A 24,998-nucleotide genomic window follows, 5' to 3' on the forward strand; every position below is an offset into this window, starting at 1 on the left:
CCCCAAAACCGCACGGCGGTTTGGGCAGAGCGAGATGCACAAGAACTCAAGGCCGCGTCGTCTGAATCCGCTTCAGTGCGACGCGCTTTGAGACTGTAGCGATGCGCTGAAGAAACTTGCCAGGGCGGCGTTCAGGCGCTGATGGAAAGCGGCCCTATCGAAGCCGGGTTCGTCGATGCAAATCTGGGGGGCAGCGCCGCGCATTTGCGCGCTGCATGGCGGCAAGAACGCATAGTGACCGGCCAGGGGTTCGACATGATACTCCGGCGGTCGAGGCAGCGCCGAACGAAGGTGTTCTTCATACCAGGAGTCGGGCTGATGCCGGTCGTCGGCCGCGCGCCAGAGCAGCACCGGGATCTGAACCGAAGCGAGGCCGGTACGGTCAAAGGTGAAGCCAAACGCCGGCGCGGCAGCCGCGATGGCGCGGATCCGCCGATCCGGCTTCCACGCATCCGGCGGTGTTTGGACCGTTTTTGCAACGGAATGGACCCCCGCCTTGGCCAGCGCGGTGCAAAGATCGTGCCGAGGATTTTCCGCGCAGTATGGGTCGATCTTGTCGAGGTCGGGTATTCCGCCCGCTTCGACGAGCACGGTGAAGCCGCCATTGGAGAATCCGAAGGCGCCGATGCGCTGGGGATCGATGTCGGCGTGCGCCTGCCAGTCCTTCAGCATGAAATCGATCAGCCGGCTTAGCTGGGCTGGCCGGCGCCATGGCATCAGCACCTTGCTCTGGTCGTCGAAAGTATCGCCGGCATGGCTGACCGCGGCGACGATGAACCCGGCTTTCGCCAAGGCGATCGCGGTATCATAGTGGCCGGCATAGGATCCGCCGCCGCCATGCGAAATCACGATGAGTGGCAGCGCATGGCCCTTTAGCGGCCCCGAAGGCGCGACGTGCTGGGTAAAGCTTCCCAGCGGCACATCGCGCGGCTCGGTTGAAGTCGGGTACCAGATACCGGCGACCAACGGCGGTTCGCCGCCATTGGGAACGCGCACGGCTTCGAAGCCCACTGGAGAATCCGCGGTGTCTTCGGCGGCTGAACTGGCCGACGGCGCGCCAATCGGCGTGCCGGCTGCGGCGGCAGGAATCCAGGCCCCGATAAACAGACCAGAGAACAAGACAAGGCCGGCGAAAATTGCTGAGCGCGGCCGGCTGACTGGGCCCCAAATGCGCCGGGCCGTTGCTTTTTGCTTCTTCTGGAATTTCCTTGGAGTCATTTGTCTTCCTGCTCGGCAAGGCACTTCGAAGAAAATTCGTAGGGCTGACGGTCGGATCAGCGAGACTTGTGAGAGGCAAGGACGAAGCCGGATTTCCGCTTTTGCCCGGCTCGGCCTATGGGTCAAATCACAACAACATGATCGCTTGAGGCATTTGTGCGAAGCGGCGCTCCGAATTGTTCCATCGCCGGCAAACAAAATCATTTTATAACCCGCCGGAACGGAAGTCCTCCCGGGACATTGTGACAACATCGATCACAGTTTCTCACAGGAGGCCTTCATGGGACGTGGCATTTTGCTCTGGTTGCTCGGCATTCCGATTCCGATCATCATTCTCATCATGCTGTTCGTACGGTAGGGGGCGTTGATGCAGCCCACCTTACCGGCTATCGACCTATCCGCCTCAGAAGAATCCTCCGCTACAGCCGTCAGCTGGGGCCCTATCATTGCCGGTGCCTTCGCGGCCTCGACGCTGACTTTCATCCTCATGCTGCTTGGCTCCGGGCTCGGGCTCAGCATGGTTTCGCCATGGTCGGGGTCCGGCGCCTCGATCACCACCTTCGCGGTGTCGACCGCGATCTGGCTGATCATCGTGCAGTGGCTGTCCTCCGGCGTCGGCGGCTATCTTGCCGGACGCCTGCGCACCAAATGGGTCGGGATCCACACCGACGAGGTCTATTTCCGTGACACAGCGCACGGTTTCCTCGCCTGGGCATTGGCCACCTTGCTCGTCGTCGGCGTGCTTGGCTCGGCGCTCTCGGCGGCACTCGGTTCCGGCGTGCAGGCGGTCTCCACGGTGGCGTCGGGCGCTGCCATGGGTGCTTCGGCTGGCGCCTCCGCCAATGCCGGTGGCGCGTCGGCCAACAATGCGACTTCCTATCTGGTGGATTCGCTCTTCCGTCCGGCCGATCCGGCCAAGCTCGCGGGAGCCAATCCAGATAGCGACGCTGCAGCGGTCGGGCAGGCGTCGCGCATCCTGGTCGCCAGCGCCGCGGCGGGCGAGATTTCGGCCGACGACAAGACTTATCTGTCGCAACTGATTGCTGCCCGCACCGGTCTTTCGGAGGCCGACGCCAAGGCGCGTGTCGATGCAATGGTCGCCAAGGTCGAAGACGCCAAGGTCAAGGCCAAGCAAGCGGCCGACACCGCCCGAAAGGGCAGCGCGACCTTTGCCTTGCTCGGCGCCTTGTCGCTGGTCATCGGCGCCTTCATCGCCAGCGCCGCCGCGGCCCTCGGCGGCAGGCAGCGCGACGAAGAGGAAGCGGTTTTCCTGACCAGCCGCTGAACCGCCATCCCTGCCGCAGTTCAGGGCAGTTCCGGTAGATCAGGGCACGGCGGCAACGCCGTGCTCCTTTGCTTGAAACAGCGGGGGTTACTTCCAGCAACCATGAAGCCCGCCACCTGACTATTTTTGGGAGGGGTTCGGCGACCCTCAACATCTTGGTGGCGTTGGCAAAAATTTGGGCTATCTGAATGATCCCTGTCAGCATGGAGAGACAGGGTCTTGCCGAATAGCACCACTTCAATCCTTTTCCGTTCTCTTATGGCATGCACGGCGCTGGTTGGCCTGCAGGCCCAGGCGAGAGCCGCCGATATCATGGTCAGCGATGCCGCCGGCCTCTCCAGCGCGATCAGCAATGCGTCGAGCGGCGACCGGATCATCCTGCAGAACGACATCGCGCTCGGCACAACGCTGCTGCCGCCCGTATTGACCAACATTTCCATCGACGGCCAGGGCCACACGATCGATGCGCAAGGCAACAATCGAATCTTTTTCCTGAACAGCCAGGATGCCATGCCGGCTGTGTCGATCGAAAACGTCACGCTGAAAGGCGGCGCGGCCAAGGGCGGCGATGGCGGCAATGGCAATGGCGCCAGTTATGACGGCGGTGGCGCGGGCGGTGGCGGCGGCATGGGTGCCGGCGGCGCGATCTTCGTCAACAACGGCTCGCTGACGATCGCCAATGTCGACTTCGCCGACAACAGTGCCACTGGCGGCAATGGCGGCGTCCGTGTGCCGGGTGGCGGAACATCCGGCGGCGGTGGCGGCGGCGGACTGGGTGGCGGTGGCGGCGGGGGCGGTCAGAGCTCAGGCGGCGGCGGCGGCGGTTACAGCGGCGGCGGCGGCGCTCCCGTAGCACTTTATGGCAGCCCGCCGTCCGTTGGCGGCACCGGCCCCGGCGGCGACGGTGGCTCCAATGGAGCGGGTCAGGGCGGCGGCATCAATGGCGGCGCCGGCCCCAATGGCGGCGGCGGCGGACTGCCGACCGGCATGGGCGGCAACCCCAACAGCGATGGCACGGAAGGCGGCGGTGGCGGCGGCGCGTCGGACTCCGGCCGTGCCGGCAACGGCGGCGACTTCGGCGGCGGCGGCGGCGACACCACCAGCTTCGGTGTCGCCGGCAGTGGCGGCTTCGGCGGCGGCGGCGGCGGCATGGGCGCGTGGGGCAACGGCGGCAATGGCGGCTTCGGCGGCGGCGCAGGCGGCGGTTATGGCTACATGCGCGGTCCCGGCACCCCCGGCGCCGGCGGCGGGTATGCCTACCAGTCGGGTGGCGGCGGCGCTGGTTTCGGCGGCGCCGTTTTCGTGCGTTCCGGCGCCTCCATCACCATTGCCGACGGCTCGTTCGAGGGCGGCACCGCCTCCGGCGGGAGTGGGTATACAGCCGGCGCGGGCGCCGGCGGCGATCTTTTCCTGATGTCGGGCACTGTGACCACCTTCAATCCGATCGGGACACTCACCATCAACGGCACGATCGCGGACGACAGCCAGTCGAGCCTGCCGACCGGCCAGAGCTATGGCGCGGGCTGCGTGGCCGGCCCGAGCTGCGGCGCGGCGATCGCGATCACAGGCGGCACGGTTGTGCTGAACGGCGCCAATACCTTCGCCGGCGGCATGTCGGTCCAGAGCAGGGTTCGCCTCGGCAACAGCAGCGCGGCGGGCACGGGCACCATCACCGCACTGGGCGCCACGATCGACTATGCCGACGGCATCACCGTCGCCAACCCGATCGAACTCGACGCCGACGGCACCAAGCTCAACGTCGACACCGGCTCGGCCGAACAGTCAGGAGTAATTTCCGAATCCGGCGGTTCCTTCTCGCTGGAGAAGACCGGCGCCGGCGCTCTGACGCTCTCGGGCGCGAACACCTATTCGGGTGGCACGCTGATCAGTGCCGGCACGATCGTCGTCGGCGTCGACACCGTCGGCAGCCACGGCGCGATCGTGTCCTCGGCGCTTGGCACCGGCGATGTGACCCTGGACGGCGCCACCTTGCAGGCGGGCGGATCCTTCACCGTCGCCAACGATATCTCGCTGACCGCCAAGGGCGGATCCATCGACAACAACGGCAACTTTTTCGGGCTGAACGGGAACATCACGGACGCCACGAGCGGGGGCGGCACACTGACCTTCCTGGGCTCGGGGACAACCGACCTCGCCGGCTCCAACACCTATTCCGCAAACACGGTCATCAAGTCCGGCATCGTCCAGGCGCTGTCGACCTCGGCGCTGTCGGCCAGTTCCGCGTTCTCGATCGCGAGCGGGGCCGAACTGCAGCTCAATGGATTTTCGAACACGGTCGCGTCGCTCTCGGACGACGGATCGGCAGGCGGCGGTACGGTCTCCAACGGCGCGGCGACAAACGCCACGCTGACGCTTGGCGCGACGAGCGGCACGGCGACCTTTTCCGGCAGTATCGAGGATGGCAGCGGCGGTGGCTCCCTGAAACTCGCCAAGACCGGCGGCGGCACACAGGTGCTGTCCGGTGCCAACAGCTATACAGGTGGAACCAGTGTCAGCGGCGGCACGCTGAAGATCAGCGGCGGCGGAACACTGGGGGCTACCACCAACAGCCTTGCCGTGAATGGCGGAACACTCGACCTCGGCGGCACGACCCAGACACAGGATGGCGGCGTGTCCCTGGCCGGGGGCTCGATCGAGAACGGCACGTTGAGTTCTTCGGGAATTTTCGACCTGCAGGCGGGGGCGATCTCGGCGGCATTGACCGGAACAGGCAAGCTCGAAAAATCCACGACCGGCACCGTGACGCTCGGTGGGCAAAACAGCTACTCCGGCACGACGACAATCACCGGCGGCACGTTGGCGGCAGGCATTGCCGGCGCCTTCTCCGCCAGCAGCGCGTTTTCCGTGGACAGCGGCGCGACGCTGGATCTCGGCGGATTCAATCAGGAAGCCGGCTCGCTGACGGGCCAGGGAACGCTCACCAATGGCGGCACGACCAACGCGATACTGACCATCGGCGGCGACAACTCCTCCACCGATTTCGAAGGCCTGATCGAGGACGGCGCGCACGCCACGACGGGGTTGACCAAGACCGGTACCGGAACATTCACCTTGAAGAGCAGCCAATCCTATTCCGGCGCCACCAGGATCGAAGGCGGTACGCTTGCTCTCAGCCATGCCGGCGGCATTGCCAATTCCAAAGTCACAGTCGAAGATGGCACGTTCGATATCTCGGGAACGATCTCCACCAGCTCGACCATCGTCGATCTCGCGGGGTCGTCTTCCGGCGCTGTCTATCTCGGAGCCAAGCGTCTCATCATCGGCAACGCGGGATCCGAATTCGCCGGAACGATCAGCGACAACGGGCTTCTCGGCCAGTTGGAGATCGCCGGCGGCACGCTGACCCTGTCGGGTGAGAACACCTATACGGGTACGACGTTCATCGATAGCGGTGCGACGCTGGCCATCAAGGGCAAAGGCTCAATTGCCGATTCGGCCGCCATCAGCTTCGGCAAGGGCGGCGCAACCCTGGACATTTCGCAGGCCGACACCAACACCAGCGTCAATGGCATTGGCGATCTTGCAGGAAGCTCCATTGTCGCCCTTGGCGCAAAGACCCTGACGGTTACCGGCAATTCCCAGTTCGCGGGCGTGATCCAGGACGGCGGTCTGGGCAACGGGACCGGTGGCAGCCTGGTGGTGGCCGATGGCGCCTTGCTGGACCTGTCGGGAATCAACAGCTTCACCGGGTCCACCACGATCGAGAATGGCGGCACGCTCCGCCTCTCGGGTGACGGCGGCCTGGCCACCTCGAGCGGAATCGCAGCCGATGGCGTCCTCGACGTTTCGGCAAGCACGGCAACGGCGGGCGTATCGGTCAAGTCGCTGACAGGCGGCGGCGCTGTCTATCTCGGCGGCACCAAATTGCATGTGACCAATGCGAATGGCGTCTTCGACGGATCGATCAGCGACTGCGGCACGGACGGAGCAAGCTGCGCCTCGGCCGCATCGGGTGGTCAGCTGGCACTCGAGGGCGGCAAGCTGACGCTCAACGGCATCAACACCTATACTGGCGAAACCGTGGTGAGCGGCGGCAAGCTGATCGTCGGCGACGACAGCCATGCCGGCGCCAGCCTCGCCGGTGCCGTGACCGTCAACAACGGTGGAGCACTCGGCGGCATCGGCACGATCGGCGCACTGACGGTCAACGCCGGAGGCACAGCCGCGCCGGGCAATTCCATCGGCACGCTGACGGTGAACGGGGATGTGACGATGACAGCAGGATCGATCTTCGCGGTCGAGCTTGCCGGCAACGGCTCGAGCGACAGGATCGCTGCCGGCGGCAAGGCGACGCTTGGCGGCGGCAAGGTCGAAGTGAAGGCGCTGGACAGCCAGACCAGCTACACGACAGGCAAGACCTACACGATCCTGACCGCCGACGGCGGCGTCGAGGGCAGCTTCGATCCGGTCGTGCTGTCCAACTCGGCCTTCCTGTTCGGGCAACTTTCGCAGGATACCGACAGCGTCGACCTCAAGATCGCCGTGAAAGGCGTGTCCTTCGCCGGTGTCGCCGACAGCCCGAACAGCAAGGAGACGGCCGGTGCGCTGGACACGCTGCAGCAGAGCGGCCCGTCGCTGGCATTGTACAACAAGCTGCTGTTTCTGTCGGCCGACGAGGCGCGTGCGGCATTCAACGGGCTGTCAGGTGAAATCCACGGCTCGACCGCGACCGGCCTGATCGCGGACAGCCAGAAACTGCGCGATGCGATCGACAACCGGCTGCAGTCGGCTTTTGCGAACCCGAGCGAGGCGCCCTTGCCGGTGATGGCCTACGGCGACGATGCGAGCCTGCCTACCGGCTCGGTCTCGACCCAACGCTTCACAGCCTGGGGTTCGGCCTTCGGCTCCTGGGGCAGCATCGACGGCAACGGCAACACCGCAAAACTCTCGCACTCGACCGGTGGCTTCGTCACTGGCGCCGATGGCTTCGTCACCGACAACTGGCTCGCCGGCATGCTCGCCGGCTACAGTCATTCCAGCTTCAATACCGACCAGGGCTCGGCATCGAGCGACAATTATCATCTCGGCATCTATGGCGGCGGCGAATGGGGCGCGCTCGCCTTCCGCACGGGCCTTGCCTACACATGGAGCAACATCGACACTGGCCGTTCGGTCGCCTTCCCCGATTTCACCGACAGCCTGAGCGGCAACTACCGGGCAGGCACAAGCCAGGCCTTCGGCGAGTTCGGCTACACCATCAAGGCAGGCGGCATCGGGTTCGAGCCCTTCGCCAACCTCGCCTATGTCAACCTGGGTACCAGCGGCTTCCATGAGACGGGAGGCGCTGCCGCTCTGGCCGTGGAGGGCGGCTCCAACGACGTCACCTTTACCACATTGGGGCTGCGCGCTTCCGGCGACTTCGCCATTGGCGGCCTGAAAGCCACCGCGCGCGGCACAATCGGCTGGCAGCATGCCTATGGCGATACGACGCCGACGATCACCCAGGCTTTCGCAGGCTCGTCCGCCTTCACTATCGCCGGGGCTCCGATCGCCAGCGATAGCGCCATCGCCGAAGCTGGACTCGACCTTGCCGTTACCCCCGGCGCGACGCTTGCCCTAGCCTATAACGGCCAGATCGCAAAACAGGCTCGCAATCATGCATTCCGGGCCGACCTGAACATCAGGTTCTGACGGTGCCCTGCCCGCCTGCAAGAAAAAAGCCCGGCACCTGCCGGGCTTTTGCATCGCAACGCTGCTGCCGGATCAGTGATCCATGGCCTTGACGATTTCCTCGGTCATCTTCTTGGCGTCGCCGAGCAGCATCATGGTGCCGTCCTTATAGAACAGCGTGTTGTCGATGCCGGCATAGCCGGAGCCGAGCGAGCGCTTGACGAACAGGCAGGTACGCGCCTTGTCGACGTCGAGGATCGGCATGCCGTAGATCGGCGAGGACTTGTCGTCGCGAGCCGAAGGATTGGTGACGTCATTGGCGCCGATGACATAGGCGACGTCGGCCTGCGCGAACTCGGAGTTGATGTCCTCCAGTTCGAAGACTTCGTCGTAAGGCACATTGGCTTCAGCGAGCAGCACGTTCATGTGACCGGGCATGCGGCCGGCAACCGGGTGGATAGCGTATTTGACATCGACGCCGTTGGCCTTGAGCTTGTCGGCCATTTCGCGCAGCGCGTGCTGCGCCTGGGCGACCGCCATGCCGTAGCCCGGCACGATAATGACCTTCTGTGCGTTCATCATCAGATACGCCGCATCGTCGGCCGAGCCCTGCTTGACGGTGCGCTCGATGCCGTCATCCGCCGCAGCGGCCGTCTCGCCGCCGAAGCCGCCAAGGATGACCGAGATGAAGCTTCGGTTCATGCCCTTGCACATGATGTAGGACAGGATGGCGCCGGAGGAGCCGACCAGCGCGCCGGTGATGATCAGCGCCAGATTGCCGAGCGTGAAGCCGAGTGCCGCGGCGGCCCAGCCCGAGTAGGAATTCAGCATCGAGACGACGACCGGCATGTCGGCGCCGCCGATCGGGATGATCAGGAGGATGCCGAGCACCAGCGAGGCGGCGACGATCAGCCAGAAGACCAGTTTCGATTCGGTCGTGACCAGCAGCACGATCAGCACGACAAGCGCGATGCCAAGGGCGGCGTTGATGAAATGGCGGCCGCCGATCATGATCGGCTTGCCCGACATGCGGCCGTCGAGCTTCAAGAAGGCGATGACCGAGCCGGTGAAGGTGATGGCACCGATGGCGACGCCAAGGCTCATTTCGACCAGGGCCTGGGCATGGATGTCGCCCGCCGTGCCGATGCCGAAGCTTTCCGGCGCATAGATGGCGGCGGCCGCCACCATGACGGCGGCAAGGCCGACCAGCGAGTGGAAGGCAGCGACCAGCTGCGGCATCGAGGTCATGGCGATGCGGCGCGCGGTGACGGCGCCGACACCACCACCAATGGCGAGGCCCAGCACGATCAGACCGAAGCGGCCGGCCGACGGGGTTGCCAGTGCCAGCGTGGTGGCGATGGCGATGCCCATGCCGATCATGCCGTAGAGATTGCCCTGGCGGCTGGTGGTCGGATGCGACAGGCCGCGCAACGCCAGGATGAACAGGATGCCGGAGACGAGGTAGAGGAAGGAAGCGAGATTGACGGTCACGTCACTTGTCCTTCTTCTTGTACATGGCCAGCATGCGCTGGGTGACGAGGAAGCCGCCGAAGATGTTGACCGAAACCAACATCAGGGCGACGAAGCCGAAACCGGCGGCAACGCCGGAGGCAGCAATGCCGACAGCCAGCAGCGCGCCGACGACGATGACCGACGAGATGGCGTTGGTGACGGCCATCAGCGGCGTGTGCAAAGCGGGGGTCACCGACCAGACCACGTAGTAACCGACGAAGATCGCCAGCACGAAGATGGCGAAACGGAAGACGAAGGGATCGATGGCGCCGCCGGAGAGTGCGTGCGCGGCATCACCCGCCGCCTCGGCACCGCCTGGAGCATTTGCCAGGTTCTGCACCGCCAGCCGGACGGCAGCACTTGCCTGATCGAGCTGGTCGAGGGCTTTCTGCAAGGTCTGATCCATCACGCGGTCCCTTTCGACTTGGGCGAGGGCGACTTGGATGCGGCGGTTTTCCTGGGCGCGGCCTTTTTCGGCGCGGCAGGCGTGGAAGCATCGGCGACCATGGTCGTGGCCGGGATCGCGGCCGGCTCGATATGGGGCTGCTGGTCGGCCTTGGCGAAGGCCGGATGAACAACCTTGCCGCCGTCGGTCAGCATCGTCGCCTTGACCAGGTCGTCATCCCGGTTGATGGCAAGCGTCTTCGTGGTCTTGTCGACCAGAGTCTCGAGGAAAGCGAACAGGTTCTTGGCATAGAGCAGCGAGGCTGATGCGGCGACGCGGCCCGGCACATTGAGGTGGCCGACGATCTTCACATTGTTGGCCGTGGTGACGACCTTGCCTGGCTTAGCACCTTCGACATTACCGCCGCGCTCGACGGCGAGATCGACGAGCACCGAGCCGGGCTTCATCGAGGCGACCATCGCCGCCGAGACCAGCTTCGGCGCCGGACGGCCTGGTATCAGCGCCGTGGTGATGACGATGTCCTGCTTGGCGATGTGCTCGGCGGTAAGCGCCGCCTGCTTGGCCTGGTATTCCTTCGACATTTCCTTGGCGTAACCGCCCGCGGTTTCCGCGGCCTTGAACTCGTCATCCTCGACGGCCAGGAATTTCGCGCCGAGCGAAGCGACCTGTTCCTTGGCGGCAGGGCGCACGTCGGTGGCGGTGACGACCGCGCCGAGACGACGCGCCGTGGCGATCGCCTGCAGGCCGGCGACGCCGACACCCATGATGAACACCTTGGCCGCCGGCACGGTGCCCGCCGCCGTCATCATCATCGGCAAGGCGCGATCATATTCCGAAGCGCCGTCGATCACTGCCTGGTAGCCGGCAAGGTTTGCCTGCGAGGACAACACGTCCATCGATTGCGCGCGGGTGATGCGCGGCATGAATTCCATCGAGAAGGCGGTGACACCGGCCTTGGCCAGGGCCCCCACGGCGGCGTCATTGCCGTAAGGGTCCATGATGGCGATGACCGCCGCGCCGGGCTTGTAACTCTTGAGCTCGGCATCCGTCGGCCGGCGAACCTTCAGCACGACATCGGCCTTGGCGACATCAGAGGCCTTGCCGATGGCAGCACCAGCCTTGGCAAACTCCTCGTCGGGGATGCGCGACCTCGTGCCGGCGCCGGTTTCGACAATCACATCGAAGCCGAGCCCCGCCAGCCGCTTGACCGTATCGGGCGAGGCCGCGACACGCGGCTCGTTCGCGTCAAGCTCACGAGGGATGAAAACCGTCTGTCCCACCGCATGATCCTTTCGGCTGGAACCTGTTTGCGCAAAGTGTCGGCCGGAACATCCGGCGACGTCAATGGCAACGGGGTTTTGGAAGGTCTATCGCAGAATGAAGGCGCCGGCGGCCATGATCAGGAAGAACAGGATAAGCGCCGAGAAGAAGCCGCCAGCGAAGAAGCCGAAAGCCATCGCCAGAAGAAGCGCGCCGCAGAAAAGCGACCCGTATTTAGCCAGCATGAGAAAGCCCGCATAAGTGCGGTCATGCTCGGCATAGTCCATCTTCGCGCCCAGTTCGACAGGACCGGTCGGCGAGTGATCAGCCATAGGAATACCCCTTCGAAGACATCTTTCAGGCACATAGCGAAAAGCCGGGCCGAGGGCAATGGCGCTATTGCCGCATCGCGACCGACAACTGCCTCAAGGGAAAATTGAAACTGCGGGCGTATCCCGGCGAGGGACAGCCTTCGCGCCAGGCTTGATCGCCTGCCTCAGCCGGCGAGGTGCGGGAAAAGACCGAGCAATCCGACGACGATCAGATAGAGCGCGACGATGTAGTTCAGCAGCCGCGGCATGATGAGGATCAGCACGCCGGCGATCAGCGAGATAAGCGGCGTGAGCGCGAGCTGGGAAATATGCATGTCGGGGTCCTTTCCAGAAGCGATGCCCACCAACTTACGGCGATGTCGCCCTATACAACGCCTTCACGCTGGGAAAGCTCCATCGTGACGGACATTGCCCAAAAGCCGAGGCCGGTTCATAGCGAGGACATGCCCGAGGACGCGGCCAAAGCGCGTGAAATCAGGCTGCTTCGAAGTACTTGGCGGTGGGCAAGATGGTCAGCGGTGCCAGCTCGCCCCTGCCGGGGCGCTGGAAGAGCATGCGTTGCTCGAACGCCGTCGAGTTGAAGAACGGAAAGCGATCCAGCGTCGCCTGCATGTTCTCGGAGCACTTCGACTGGAAGAGATGCACGGGGACGGTGAGACCAGGATAATTTCGCGGAGGCACCGCCTGCTCCGATCGGAAGATGCGATGATAGAAGGCGGAGTGCTCTTCCTTGATCGCCGTCAGGCAATAGGTCGGCTTGAAATGGCTGCAAGCAACCACCGCCAGCCTGAGAGTGACATACGGCAGCACGCGCAAGCTGCTCGACCATTCGAGATCGGCCGCGAACCGGCTTGGATCGACGAAAGTCTCGCCAGTCGCCAGTCGCCGCGCCAGCACGTCGCCGAAAACATCGGTGCTGGGCGACACAGGATATCTCGCGCTGGCGTAGTGGATTCTGATGGTGCTGACGAGCGCGCCGTCGAAGAAGACGCCGAAGCGGTATGAATTGGGCAGGTCGTCGAAGTCGTCCTTCACCATGCGGGAGGCATCCGGCTTCACCATGCCGGCGTGAAGATAGGAATTGTAGCGCAGCCTATAGATCGCCTCTAGATCCTCGGCGCCATCGCAAAGGCGATACTCCACATGCTCCAGAACATCCATGACGTGATCTGAAAACACTGAGGGGCTATTCTTGTCCTTGCCCGCAGTCGCCGCCACGGGCGTACCCAACAACTTGTTTTCCATTCTGTCCTCGCACCGCCGCATAACGACAATAGCGAAGCACAGAAGGAACCAGAAGCAAAATTCCGAGCTTTTGCGTTTACCCTAAATTAACGTTAACAAATGGTAAATTGCGACCACGGGAAGATCTGGGTCTTGACGACTGGATTTCAGGGGGCGGCGCGCTTGGCGATCGGCTGCAATTCGGCGGCGAAAGGCCAGGTTACATTGGACATGGTTTCGATGCCCGACGCGCTGAGTGCGGCGCCGAAGAGGAAGCCCTGGACAAGATCCGGTTTCACCGAATGCAGCAGGATCTTGAGCTGCTCGAATGTCTCGACGCCTTCGATGGTGACGGTGAGACCCAGGATACGGGCCAGGTCGACGACGCCCTTCAACAGTTCGAGCGAGCGTGGATTCTGGGTAACATCCATCACGAAAGAGCGGTCGATCTTGATCTTGTCTAAAGGCAGCTTGTGGAGATAGCTCAGGCTGGAATAGCCGGTGCCGAAATCATCGAGGGCGATGCGCACGCCAAGCCGCTTCAGTTCCTCGATATATTGACGCGTCTGCGACTTGTCGTCGAGCAGCGCGGTTTCGGTGACTTCGATCTCCAGCCGGCCGGCGGCGAGGCCTGAACTGGCCAACGCGTCGCGGACCTTCTGGATGACATCGCCATTGCGGAAATCCCTGGCGGAAAGGTTGACCGAGACGCTGGTCTGGTCAGGCCATTTGGCGCATTCGGCGCAGGCCGCCTGGAGCACGAAAGTGCTGATCTCGGAAATGATGCCCATCTCCTCGGCCAGCGGGATGAAGACGCCGGGCGAAATCGGCCCGAGATCGGGATGGTCCCAGCGGCAGAGCGCCTCGCAGCTGGCGATGCGCATGGTCTTCATGGCCACGATCGGCTGATAGACGACCCGCAGGTTCTTGCTTTCCACGGCGGTGCGCAGATCCGCCTTCATCAGCTGACGGTTGCGGAACGCGGCGTCCATCGCCGCCTCGAACAGCCGCCACCCGTTCTTGCCGAGCTCCTTGGCCTTGTAGAGCGCCAGGTCCGCCTTGACGATCATGGCGTCGACGTCGGTCCCCTCGACCTTCGACAGCACCGCGCCGGCGCTGGCCTGGATCCGCAAGCCGTGGCCGGCGACGTCGACTTCGCCCTGCAGGTCGGCGAAAATCTGGTCGAGCAGGCTGGCGAGATGGCTTTCGTCCTCGACGCGGTCGAAGAACATCATGAATTCGTCGCCGCCGAAGCGACTGACGGTGATGCCTTGCCCAGCGATCGCCGCGAGCCGTTCCGCCACGGCATAGATCAGGCCATCTCCGACAGGATGGCCGAGCGTGTCGTTGACGCTCTTGAAATCGTCGAGGTCGACCACCGCCAGGCCGCACAGGCGGTCGCGCTCGCCGGAGGCCATCAATTCGCCGACCAGTTCGTGGAAATAGGCGCGGTTCGGCAGGCCGGTGAGGTTGTCGTAGCGCGCCATGAAACGGATTTTTTCCTCCGTCTCGACACGCGCCGTCACGTCTTCAAAGGTGATGACGCCCAATTCCTGGTTGCCTTCGCGGGCGGAGAATTCAAAGTGCTGGCCATTGGAAAAGGAAACCAGCACCTTGCGGTCACGCCCCTCGCGCAAGGCGCGCGTCAGCTGCGCCTCGACATAGCGGCAGTCCTTCGGTGCCAGCATGCCGCCGGCAACGCCGCGCAGCAGCAGTGAATGGATCGACCGCCCGAGCAACTGGTCGGGCGATTTCAGCGACATGAGACGGGCGGCCTCGGCGTTGCCGACAACCACCTTGCCGTCCGGGCCGAGCATGACCAGGCCATGCGACATGGTGTTGAGGGCGCGGTTGAAGCGCTGCGCGATCTGCCTCGCCTGCTTGTGTCCGACAACGGCCGAAAACAGCACATTGCGGACGTGGTCGGCGCTGCCCTTGATGATGAACATGAAGGGGATGATCAGCAGGCCCAGCACGACATAGGGCAAGTCGAACCTGAGAATGAGCGCCGCGGCGATCGGCCCGACGAAGGTGACCGCGAAGATCATGACCATGCGCGGCGAGCCGTAATTTCGGCCGACGACAGTCACCAGGGAGGCCATCGTCACCGACAGCGCCCCGATCTCGGCATAGGAATCCGAGTAGACATAAATGGAAATGAAGCAGAAGAACCCCAGCAACAGCCCTTGAAGGCTACCCTTCAGGATGTATTCGCGCTCCCACTTCGTTGCATCGGCGGCGTCCCGGATCTCACCGCCCGAGCGGTGGAACCGCCGCAGGCTGAAGTAACGCCAGACGCCGATGCCGAGCAGCGCGCCGGCGAGAGCCAGGAAAATAGGTTGGCCGTGGCGCCAGTAGACCATGAGGCTGATCGTGGCGTGGCAAAGCGCGCCGATCACCAGCATATGCGCGTTGTCGAACAACGAGCGCACAAACTGGATATAAACATCCACTGGGATGTTATCGGTCTTTGTTTTGCCCATTACTGGCGCCCAATGAGCCCCAGCCTTGGCATAGTCCCATTAAAAAACCTTTAGCCTGGGCCGAAACGCCTGGTTTTAGGCGCTTTTTGGATCATTCGGCGGCCTGAAGTTCCGGCCTTGCCGGTGCGTTTGCCAGGCGATCGAGCAGTCTTTGGCGCTCACCCAGGGCCTTTTCGGCGCTGGCCTGTCGGACATGGCCATAACCGCGGATGAGCGCGGGAACCGAAACGAGAGCGACCGCCGCATCGGCCTTGCCAGGCGCCAGCGACTTGGCGACAAGCTGCAGATCACCCTCATACTGTGCCAAAAGCCGCCGTTCCGCACGCCGTTCGGCGGTGTAGCCGAACAGGTCGAAAGCAGTGCCGCGCAAGCCCTTCAGCGCCGCCAGCAGGCGAAAACCCTTCATCATCCAGGGGCCAAAGCTCGACTTCCGAGGGCTTCCGTCATTGCCGCGACGTCCCATGAGCGGCGGCGCGAGATGGAATTCGAGCTTCTCGTAGCTCTGGAACTGCTTTCCAAGCTCGGCGGCAAAGGAGCCGTCGGTGTAGAGTCGGGCCACCTCGTATTCGTCCTTGATCGCCATCAGCTTGAACAGGTTCCTTGCCGCCGCCTCGGTCACGGCGGTCGAGCCGGGCACGGCCTTGGCCTCGGCGGCGCGCAGCAGCGCCAGCCTGTCGGCATAACGCTTGCCGTAGGCGGCGTTCTGATAGGAGGTCAGGAAGGCGACACGGCGGGCAATGATCTCGTCCAGAGTCTGCGCGACCGGGGCGGCTTGTCCCGCCTTGCCCGGCTGGGCGACAAGACCGCGCACGAAATCCGGCTGGTGTGCCGCGCGGCGGCCCCAGCGGAAGGCGGCGATGTTCATCGCCACCGCTTCGCCATTAAGCTCGATGGCCTTTTCGACGGCCTCGGCCGACAGCGGCAGGCCGCCATGCTGGAAGGCAAAGCCGAGCATGAACATGTTGGCGCCCAGCGAATTGCCGAACAGCGATGTGGCGGTGCGGGTGGCGTCAAAGAAATGCGCCTTGTCCTCGCCGGCGGCGGTGCGGATCGCTTTCTTGAGGCGTTCGATGGGCAGCGAAAAATCCGCCGAGCGGGCAAACTCGCCGGGCATGATCTCGGCGGTGTTGGCGAGGAAGATGGTATGGCCCTCGCGTACCGCCGTCAGCACCTTCTTGGCGCCCGACACGACAAGGTCGCAGCCAAGCACGAGGTCGGCCTTCCCCGCCGAGACGCGAATGGCATGGATATCGTCCGGCGTGCGGGCGATGCGGACATGGGTGAACACCGAGCCGCCCTTCTGGGCGAGGCCGGCCATGTCGATCATGCCGCAGCCCTTGCCCTCGAGATGAGCCGCCATGCCGAGCACGGCACCGACGGTGACGACGCCGGTGCCGCCGACGCCATCGATGATCGCCGCCCAGCCCTCGGCACCCAGAGGAAATTCGGCCGGTGCCGGCACGCCGTCGAGCGGATCGGTCTTGCCGGCCAGGCCCTCGGCTTTCCTGATCTTGGCGCCATGCACGGTGACGAAGGACGGGCAGAAGCCGTTGACGCAGGAGAAGTCCTTGTTGCAGCTGGACTGGTCGATCTTGCGCTTGCGACCGAATTCGGTCTCGACCGGCTGGATCGAGACGCAGTTCGACTGCACGCCGCAATCGCCGCAGCCTTCGCAGACCAGCTCGTTGATGAAGACGCGCTTGTCGGGATCGGGAAAGGTGCCGCGCTTGCGGCGCCGGCGCTTCTCGGCCGCGCAGGTCTGGTCGTAGAGCAGGATCGAAACGCCCTTGACGTCGCGCAGCTCGCGCTGGACGAGGTCGAGGTCGTCTCGGTGGTGGATGGTGGCGCCGGCGGGGAATTCGGCCTTGCCGGCATATTTGTCGGGCTCGTCGGTGACGATGGCGATCCGGTCGACGCCCTCTGCCCGCACCTGCCTGGCGATCATGTCCACCGTCAGGCCGCCCTCGTGCGGCTGGCCGCCGGTCATGGCCACGGCATCGTTGTAGAGGATCTTGTAGGTGATGTTGGCCCCGCTCGACAGCGCGAAGCGGATCGCCAGCGTGCCGGAATGGTTGTAGGTGCCATCGCCCAGGTTCTGGAAGATATGACCGCGCTTGGAGAAAGGCGCCTGGCCGACCCATTGCGCGCCTTCGCCGCCCATGGCCGTGAAGCCCAGCGTATTGCGGTCCATCCACAGCGCCATGAAATGGCAGCCTATGCCGGCGGCGGCGATCGAGCCGTCCGGCACCTTGGTCGACGAATTGTGCGGGCAGCCGGAGCAGAAGAAGGGCGTGCGCGAACCAATGTCGGTGGCGTCCGCCAGCATCGCCTGGAACTGGCGCAACTTCGCCACCCGCGCCGAAATCTCTTCCGACGGACCGATGGTTTTCACGATCCGCTCGCCGAGCGCAATGGCGATCTCGTTGGGGTCGAGCGCGCCCTTGGCGGGAAACAGCCAGTCGCCGCGCTCATCCTTCTTGCCGACGATGACCGGCTGGATGGCGGTACCGTAGAGGTTCTCGCGCAGCTGCACCTCGATCAGCGAGCGCTTCTCCTCGACCACGACGATGGCGTCGAGGCCTCGGGCAAAGTCTGCGATGTGCTGCAGGTCGAGCGGCCACGGGCAGCCGACCTTGAACAGCCGCACGCCGATGCGGTTGGCGGCCGCCTCGTCGATGCCGATATCCTCCAGCGCCTGGCGGACATCGAGATAGCTCTTGCCCAGCGTGATGATGCCGAGCTTCGGATTGCGGCCGCCCGAATAGACGATGTGGTTCAGCCCGTTGGCGTGGATGAAGGCGGAGGCCGCGGCACGCTTGTATTCATGCAACCGCTCCTCCTGGCCGAGCATGTCGATCTCGTGGCGGATGTTGAGGCCGCCCGGCGGCATGTCGAATTCCGGCAGGACGATGTTGAGCCGTTCGAGCGAGGCGTCCACCGAGGCCGTCGATTCGATGTTGTCCTTGACGCATTTGATCGCCGCCCAGGTGCCGGCGAAACGCGACATGGCAAAGCCATACAGGCCGTAGTCGATGATCTCCTGGACGCCGGCCGGGTTGAGGATCGGCACCATTGTGTCGACGAAGAGGAATTCGGTAGCGTGCGCGTTGGTCGAGGATTCCGCCATGTGGTCGTCGCCCATGAGCGCGAGCACGCCGCCGTGTTTCGACGAGCCGGCGAGATTGGCGTGACGGAAGACGTCGCCTGAACGATCGACGCCCGGACCCTTGCCATACCAGACCGAAAAGACCCCGTCATGGGTGCCCTCGCCCAGCAGTTCCGTCTGCTGCGATCCCCAGCAGGCGGTGGCGGCAAGCTCCTCATTGAGGCCGGGCTGGAAGACGATGTCGGCCCCGGCGAGCTGCTTCTTCGCCTTCCACAGCTGCATGTCGAGGCCGCCGAGCGGTGAGCCGCGATAGCCGGAGACGAACCCAGCCGTGTTCAGGCCGGCGCGGCGGTCGCGCTCGCGCTGCATCAGGAGCATGCGGATGACGGCCTGCGCGCCGGATAGGAAGATGCGCTCCTTTCCAAGGTCGAACTTGTCGTCGAGCGCGACATCATGCAGCGTCATGGGGCATTTCCTCTGCGAAGGCCGCGGGCAGCAGCCAACGTCGGGATCGGATGGCGCATCCTTTCTCCCCTTGCAAGGCAGGTCAAACAAAATCGAAGGGACCAGGCCACGCGCAACAAACAGTCCGGCAGGCGCCTGAGCGCGTATGAAACCGTGCGCCAATAGCGCGATGGCGCACTAAAATTCCAGCCGAGACCGGCTCGGTCGGAAGGTGTCAGCCGGCTTTCGAGCAGTCGGGCTTCGGCTCGCCCGGCAGTTTGCCGTCAGGATGGCCCGCGAGGTCGGGATTGGCCGTATAGAGCTGGTCGATGACCAGCGGCCGGTCGGGCAGGATCGACTGGTCCTCCGTCGACATCAGCGTGGTGTCGATCGTCTGCAGGACGGCGCCGTCGGCGCCCTTGATGCTGATGGCGATGGCGTAGGGCTTGTTCTTGACGATGCAGGTCAGCGCCGGGCTCTCCAGGCTCACCTTGTCGAGCTTCGGCCAAACCTTCTGTTCGACCACCAAAGGCGCACCGCCGGCGGGATTCTGGAAGCTGGCGACCGCCACCTGGCCCTCACCCATCGGCCGCAAGGGCCGCAGCGTCACGACGTAGGTCGCCCTGGCGAGGCGGTAGTTGAAGACGAATATCTTGCCGGAAACCTCGAACAGCTTGCCCTCGCCGCCGGTATCGCGGCAGGCGCCGAGCGCGGCGGCGGCGATCAAAATGGCGCCGGCAACGAACGCGCGTGAAAATCCCCTAGGCATCCTTGACCTCATGGGCCGCCATGCGGCGGCGGCGATAGTGACGACTTGCCTTCTGCCGGTTGCCGCACACCGACATGTCGCACCAAAGACGGCTGGAATTGCGGCTTCTGTCGACAAACAGCCAGGTGCAGTTGGGACAGATCCTGAGCCTCGCGACCGTGTCGTCACGCAGCAGCGAGAGTGCCGAAACCGCCAGCGCCGCCTCGAAAGCGATAGGCGTCGAGGGATTCCCGAACGGCTTTCCCGGCACACCGATCTCGGTGCGGCTGCCGGCCAGGCCCTCGGCACAGGCCCGCAGGAAATCCGGCAGGTCGGCGGTGGCAAGCGCGCCCTTCGACACCGCGCCGCGAAACAGCCGGTCGGTCGTCTCGCGAATCGACAGCACGACAGGCGCGATTGCCGCCGGTGAGGATACCGCCAGCCGCCTGTCGCCAAGCTCGGCGGAGCGGAAGCCGCTGGCCGCATCGGCAAAGCGGGCGATTTCGACCGGATCGTCGAAGCGGTCGAATGTGCGTTGCGGATCGCCACGCAGCACGACGGTGTTCGCCGTGTCGAGCGCGAGCAGGCCGCCGGTGAAGCGGTGCGGGGTCCAGGCAACTGTCATATCGTAAAATCTAACCGATAAATCGCATTTGACAAGTTAGATTCTACGATGCAAACCTCCGATGCGCACGGTATCGTCGCCTTTGTCTTGAGCATTTTCGTCGTCCCGGACCACCGCGCATTCCGGGCGAGACGCTTCTGGTGTTGAGCATGCTCTATTTCTTCCAGCAGGTGCTGAACGGGCTGCATTCGGGCGCGCTCTATGCGCTGCTCGCCTTCGGCTACGTGCTGACCAACGGCATCCTGCACCGCACCAACCTCGCCTATGGCGCGCTGTTTGCGTTCTGCGGCCAGGCGATGATCCTGAGCGTCGCCTTCGGCTACCAGGTTCTGTGGCTGACACTGCTGGCGTCGGTGCTGTTCGGTGTCGTCGCGGCGTTCCTCTATGCCGCGCTGATCAGCCATGTCCTGTCGCGCAGCATCTTCGAACCGCTGGCCGACCGCTCGCCCAATGCCATCGTGGTGACCACGCTCGGCATCCTGCTCGTGCTGTCGGAGGCGAGCCGTATCGCGGCCGACACGCATGATCTGTGGCTGCCGCCAATGTTGGCCCAGCCCATCGCCTTTGCCGAAGGCTCCGGCTTCAAGGCGACGCTGACGCTGATCCAGGTGCTCGACTGCGCGGTGGTGCTGGCGGCGGTCGCGCTCGCCACCTCAGCATTTGCCCACTCCAACTTCGGCCGGTGCTGGCGCGCTGTCTCGGATGATCCGCGCGCCGCCGCCCTGTGCGGCGTCGATGTGCGCGGCGTGTTCCGGCGCGCCGTGCTGCTCGGCGGCTTCTGCGCCGCGCTGGCCGGCGTCATGGCCAGCCTCTACTACGGCAATGTCAGCTTCGGCTCCGGTCTGGTCTACGGCCTGAAGATACTGTTCGTGACAGCGGTCGGCGGCTACCTTTCGCCGCCGCGGGCAGCACTGGGCGCGGCCGCCTTCGGCATGGCCGAATCACTGTGGGCCGGCTATTTCCCGGTCGAATGGCGCGATGCGTGGATGTACCTGTTCCTGGTGGCCATGCTGATCCTGATCGGCGCCGGCCGCGATACCGGCAAGGTCGTCTGAGCCCATCAGACTTTGGTTGCATGACGCCGGGGCAGACCGCCCTTGTCCCGCGCCACCCTTCATCCGATACCGTTTTGCAGCCGCCATCCGTGTTGACCCGTCCGGCCACGCGCGGCATACCGTTGGGCCACGCGGCGTGACGGCAAGAAAGGGGGAGCCTGCACGCCTCGGATACAAGGGAGGACTGCATGGAAGCGCCGCTCGCTTTGTCGCGGGGCATCGACCGCCTCAACGAATTCATCGGCAAATCGGTATCCTGGCTGATCCTGCTGGCGATCCTGGTGAGCGCGGCCAACGCCGTCATCCGCAAGATCTTCGACATCTCGTCGAATGCGTGGCTGGAGCTGCAATGGTACCTGTTCGGCGCCGCCTTCATGCTGGCGGCGGCCTATACGCTGAAGCAGAACGAGCATATCCGCATCGACATCGTCTACGGACTGTTTTCACGCCGCGTGCAGCACTGGATCGACCTTCTGGGTCATATCCTCTTCCTGATGCCGTTCGTGACGCTAATGGTCGTCTATTTCGTGCCCTACGTGTCGCTGTCGTTCCACAGCGGTGAAATGTCGACCAATGCCGGCGGCCTGATCGTCTGGCCGGCCAAGGCGATCCTGCTGGTCGGTTTTTTCCTGCTGGCGCTCCAGGGCATTTCCGAAATCATCAAGAAGATCGCCATCATGCGCGGCGTCATGGACGATCCCAACCCCTTCGTTTCCGTGCACGAACAGGCTGAGCTCGAAGCCAAGGCGCTGGCCGACGAGGTGCGCTCGTGATGGAGTTCATCGCCCAGAACATGGCGCCGATCATGTTCGCCTCGCTGATCCTGTTCATGCTGATCGGCTATCCCGTCGCCTTCTCGCTGGCCGCCAACGGCCTGATGTTCTTCTTCATCGGCGTGCTTTTGACGCCCCATTCGGGCGGGGCGATCAACCTCGCCTGGCCGCTGCTCTATGCGTTGCCGGACAATTTCTACGGCAGCCGGGTGATGTCGAACGACACGCTGCTGGCCATCCCGTTCTTCACCTTCATGGGCATCGTGCTCGAACGATCGGGCATGGCCGAGGACCTGCTCGACACGATCGGCCAACTGTTCGGACCGATCCGCGGCGGCCTCGCCTATGCGGTGATCTTCGTCGGCGCGTTGCTGGCGGCGACCACCGGCGTGGTGGCTGCATCGGTCATCGCCATGGGGCTGATCTCGCTGCCGATCATGCTGCGCTATGGCTATGACCGCCGTCTGGCGTCCGGCGTCATCGCCGCCTCCGGCACGCTCGCCCAGATCATCCCGCCCTCGCTGGTGCTGATCGTTCTTGCCGACCAGCTCGGCCGTTCGGTCGGAGACATGTATGCGGGCGCGCTGATCCCGGGCCTCGTGCTGACCGGTCTCTACGCACTTTACATTCTCATCGTGTCGATCTTCCGGCCGAAGATGATGCCGGCGCTGCCGCTCGAAGCGCGCACGCTCGGCCATGGCGTGATTTCGCTGCTGGTGGCGCTGGCGGCGGCGGTAGCTATCTCCTATGCGGCGTACAGCTATCTCGCGCCGACCCATGGCGACGACGCCGACATTCTTGGCGCCTGCGTGGGCGTGATCCTGATCTATGTCGTCGCGATCGCTGACAGAAGGTTGAACATCAATATGATGTCGCGGCTGGCGCAGCAGGTCGTCATCGTGCTGATCCCGCCGCTGGCGCTGATCTTTCTGGTGCTGGGCACCATCTTCCTCGGCATCGCCACGCCGACGGAAGGCGGCGCCATGGGCGCGGTCGGCGCGCTGGCGATGGCCGCGGCAAAGGGCCGGCTGTCGCTGGATGTGATCAAGCAGGCGCTGGCCTCGACGACGCGGCTGTCGTCCTTCGTGCTGTTCATCCTGATCGGCGCGCGCGTCTTCTCGCTGACCTTCTACGGCGTCAACGGCCAGATCTGGGTCGAGCATCTTCTGACTTCGCTGCCGGGCGGCGAAATCGGCTTCCTGATCGGCGTCAACATCCTCGTCTTTTTCCTGGCCTTCTTCCTCGACTTCTTCGAACTGGCCTTCATCATCGTGCCGCTCCTGGCGCCGGCGGCCGACAAGCTCGGCATCGACCTGATCTGGTTCGGCGTTCTGCTCGGCGTCAACATGCAGACCAGCTTCATGCACCCGCCCTTCGGCTTCGCGCTGTTCTACCTGCGCTCGGTCGCCGCGCGCGTGCCCTATCTCGACCGCATCACCGGCAAGCAGATCGCGCCGGTCACCACCGGCCAGATCTATTGGGGCGCGGTGCCCTTCGTCCTGATACAGGTGGTGATGATCGGACTGACCATCGCCTTCCCGCAAATGGTGATGCGCTACAAGGGAACGGCGATCGATCCGGGCACGATCGACTACAAGGTGCCGGAAGTGCCCGGCCTGTCGCCGCTCGGCGCCCCGCAGGATGGTGGCGCGCCCGCCAATGGCGGCAGCGCTCCGGCCGCGCCCGGCACGCCAGACCTGTCGCAACCGCCGAGCTTCGGCGATGCGCCGCCCGCCAAGCCGGCGACACCGACGCCGGACCTCTCGCAACCGCCGAGTTTCAATTGAGAGGGACGACGCCATGAAAGCGGTGCGGCTGGAGGCAGTGGGCAGCATCGCGCTGCGCGAGGTCGTCAAACCTGTCCCCGGCCCGGACGAGCTTCTGGTACGGATCGAAGCCTGCGGTGTCTGCGGCACCGACCGCCACCTCTTCCATGGCGAATTCCCCTGCCGGCCACCGGTGACGCCCGGACATGAATTTTCGGGCATAATCGAGGCGGTCGGCGACACGGTCTCCGGCTTCGCCGTCGGCGACCGCGTCACCGGCGATCCCAACATAGCCTGCGGGCGATGTCCGTATTGCCATGCCGGCCGGGTCAACCTCTGCAGCAATCTCAATGCCATCGGCATTCATCGCGATGGCGGCTTTGCCGAGTATGTCGTTCTGCCGCGGAAGCAGGCCTTCATCCTGCCTGCCGATCTGCCTCCAACGCATGGCGCGTTCTGCGAGCCGCTCGGCTGCTGCCTGCATGGCGTCGATCTTGCCGCGATCAAGCCCGGCAGTTCGGTGATCGTGCTGGGCGGCGGCGTCATCGGCCTGCTCACCGTGCAATTGGCAAGACTGGCCGGTGCCGCGACCATCATCCTGTCGACCAGACAGGCCTCACGGCGCGCGCTTGCCGAGGAGCTCGGTGCGACGGCGACGGTCGACCCCACCGCCGCAGATGTCATCGATGCCATTTCCGGACCGGCGGGCCTGATGCCGGGCGGCGCCGACGTGGTGTTCGAATGTGCGGGCGTGCGCGAGACCGTCGAGCAATCGATGCGGCTGGCAAGGGCCGGCGGCACGGTCGTCATCGTCGGCGTGACGCCGCAAGGCATGAAGGCGGAGTTCGAGCCCTTCGACCTGCTGTTCCGGGAATTGAAGGTGGTTGGCTCCTTCCTCAACCCCTATACGCATCGCCGCGCCGCCGAGCTGATCGCGTCGGGCGCGATCGAGATCGACCGGCTGATCTCCAGGCAGGTGCCGCTCGAAGGGGCGGCCGACGTGATCGCCAATCCGCCGGCGCCGGGCGAGGTCAAGGTGCTGGTGGTGCCGGGTCGAAACTAGGCGGCGGGCCCTTCCGGGATCACCACGCGGCCAAATGAAAGACCCGGGTGAGCCGAGCTCCCCGGGT

General features: G+C 64.4%; 17 protein-coding genes. 6 read left to right on the top strand and 11 right to left on the bottom strand.

The window, feature by feature from the left end; genetic code table 11:
- Positions 1 to 72 precede the first annotated feature (72 nt).
- Positions 73 to 1,422 (bottom strand): alpha/beta hydrolase family protein, encoded by a 1,350-nt coding sequence (locus MesoLj_RS01600; RefSeq protein WP_244735267.1) that lies wholly within the window; start codon positions 1,420 to 1,422, stop codon positions 73 to 75.
- Positions 1,423 to 1,585: 163 nt separating this feature from the next.
- Here MesoLj_RS01600 and MesoLj_RS01605 point away from each other — a divergent pair, with 163 nt between their 5' ends.
- Both MesoLj_RS01605 and MesoLj_RS36215 read left to right on the top strand, forming a co-directional pair.
- Entirely contained in the window at positions 1,586 to 2,503 is a 918-nt protein-coding gene (locus tag MesoLj_RS01605; RefSeq protein WP_202324866.1) for a hypothetical protein, read from the top strand.
- A gap of 219 nt (positions 2,504 to 2,722) precedes the next feature.
- Complete coding sequence (locus MesoLj_RS36215) at positions 2,723 to 8,155, top strand: autotransporter domain-containing protein (protein ID WP_274609145.1); 5,433 nt, start codon at positions 2,723 to 2,725, stop codon at positions 8,153 to 8,155.
- A 72-nt stretch (positions 8,156 to 8,227) separates the two neighbouring features.
- Here the strand turns inward: MesoLj_RS36215 and MesoLj_RS01635 are convergent, their stop codons facing one another.
- From MesoLj_RS01635 to MesoLj_RS01680, 10 genes are all read right to left on the bottom strand, one after another.
- A complete protein-coding gene (locus tag MesoLj_RS01635) occupies positions 8,228 to 9,625 on the bottom strand; it encodes an NAD(P)(+) transhydrogenase (Re/Si-specific) subunit beta (RefSeq protein WP_056569240.1) in 1,398 nt (465 codons plus the stop codon).
- Position 9,626: 1 nt separating this feature from the next.
- Positions 9,627 to 10,052, bottom strand: coding sequence for a proton-translocating transhydrogenase family protein (locus MesoLj_RS01640; RefSeq protein ID WP_032919126.1), 426 nt, complete (start codon positions 10,050 to 10,052; stop codon positions 9,627 to 9,629).
- Positions 10,052 to 11,332: a Re/Si-specific NAD(P)(+) transhydrogenase subunit alpha gene (locus MesoLj_RS01645; RefSeq protein ID WP_202324867.1), complete on the bottom strand. Its 1,281-nt coding sequence runs from the start codon at positions 11,330 to 11,332 to the stop codon at positions 10,052 to 10,054. Before MesoLj_RS01645 ends, MesoLj_RS01640 begins: the two co-directional genes overlap by 1 nt.
- An 87-nt stretch (positions 11,333 to 11,419) precedes the next feature.
- Complete coding sequence (locus tag MesoLj_RS01650) at positions 11,420 to 11,644, bottom strand: aa3-type cytochrome c oxidase subunit IV (RefSeq protein ID WP_140770124.1); 225 nt, start codon at positions 11,642 to 11,644, stop codon at positions 11,420 to 11,422.
- Between the two features lie 164 nt (positions 11,645 to 11,808).
- The gene (locus MesoLj_RS01655) at positions 11,809 to 11,958 is read right to left on the bottom strand and encodes a DUF3096 domain-containing protein (protein WP_019862764.1); all 150 of its coding nucleotides are present in this window, start codon (positions 11,956 to 11,958) and stop codon (positions 11,809 to 11,811) included.
- 160 nt (positions 11,959 to 12,118) lie between these two features.
- Positions 12,119 to 12,889, bottom strand: a complete 771-nt coding sequence (locus MesoLj_RS01660; protein ID WP_140770125.1) for an N-acyl amino acid synthase FeeM domain-containing protein — start codon at positions 12,887 to 12,889, stop codon at positions 12,119 to 12,121.
- A 146-nt stretch (positions 12,890 to 13,035) separates the two neighbouring features.
- Positions 13,036 to 15,351 (bottom strand): putative bifunctional diguanylate cyclase/phosphodiesterase, encoded by a 2,316-nt coding sequence (locus MesoLj_RS01665; RefSeq protein WP_202324868.1) that lies wholly within the window; start codon positions 15,349 to 15,351, stop codon positions 13,036 to 13,038.
- Positions 15,352 to 15,442: 91 nt separating this feature from the next.
- Positions 15,443 to 18,922 carry an indolepyruvate ferredoxin oxidoreductase family protein gene (locus MesoLj_RS01670; RefSeq protein ID WP_202324869.1) on the bottom strand — a complete coding sequence of 1,160 codons (3,480 nt, stop codon included), beginning with the start codon at positions 18,920 to 18,922 and terminating at the stop codon, positions 15,443 to 15,445.
- 214 nt (positions 18,923 to 19,136) lie between these two features.
- Entirely contained in the window at positions 19,137 to 19,670 is a 534-nt protein-coding gene (locus tag MesoLj_RS01675; protein ID WP_140770130.1) for a hypothetical protein, read from the bottom strand.
- Positions 19,663 to 20,274, bottom strand: a complete 612-nt coding sequence (locus tag MesoLj_RS01680) for a CGNR zinc finger domain-containing protein (RefSeq protein WP_202324870.1) — start codon at positions 20,272 to 20,274, stop codon at positions 19,663 to 19,665. Before MesoLj_RS01680 ends, MesoLj_RS01675 begins: the two co-directional genes overlap by 8 nt.
- 149 nt (positions 20,275 to 20,423) lie before the next feature.
- Here MesoLj_RS01680 and MesoLj_RS01685 point away from each other — a divergent pair, with 149 nt between their 5' ends.
- The 4 genes from MesoLj_RS01685 to MesoLj_RS01700 all read left to right on the top strand — a co-directional run bounded on the left by MesoLj_RS01685 (position 20,424) and on the right by MesoLj_RS01700 (position 24,931).
- Positions 20,424 to 21,329, top strand: a complete 906-nt coding sequence (locus MesoLj_RS01685; RefSeq protein ID WP_202324871.1) for a branched-chain amino acid ABC transporter permease — start codon at positions 20,424 to 20,426, stop codon at positions 21,327 to 21,329.
- A 188-nt stretch (positions 21,330 to 21,517) separates the two neighbouring features.
- The gene (locus MesoLj_RS01690; RefSeq protein ID WP_202324872.1) at positions 21,518 to 22,102 is read left to right on the top strand and encodes a TRAP transporter small permease subunit; all 585 of its coding nucleotides are present in this window, start codon (positions 21,518 to 21,520) and stop codon (positions 22,100 to 22,102) included.
- The gene (locus tag MesoLj_RS01695) at positions 22,102 to 23,889 is read left to right on the top strand and encodes a TRAP transporter large permease (protein WP_140771346.1); all 1,788 of its coding nucleotides are present in this window, start codon (positions 22,102 to 22,104) and stop codon (positions 23,887 to 23,889) included. Before MesoLj_RS01690 ends, MesoLj_RS01695 begins: the two co-directional genes overlap by 1 nt.
- A gap of 13 nt (positions 23,890 to 23,902) precedes the next feature.
- A complete protein-coding gene (locus MesoLj_RS01700; RefSeq protein ID WP_202324873.1) occupies positions 23,903 to 24,931 on the top strand; it encodes a zinc-dependent alcohol dehydrogenase family protein in 1,029 nt (342 codons plus the stop codon).
- The last annotated feature ends 67 nt before the right edge of the window (positions 24,932 to 24,998 follow it).

Source organism: Mesorhizobium sp. 113-3-9 (assembly GCF_016756515.1).
GTDB lineage: Bacteria > Pseudomonadota > Alphaproteobacteria > Rhizobiales > Rhizobiaceae > Mesorhizobium.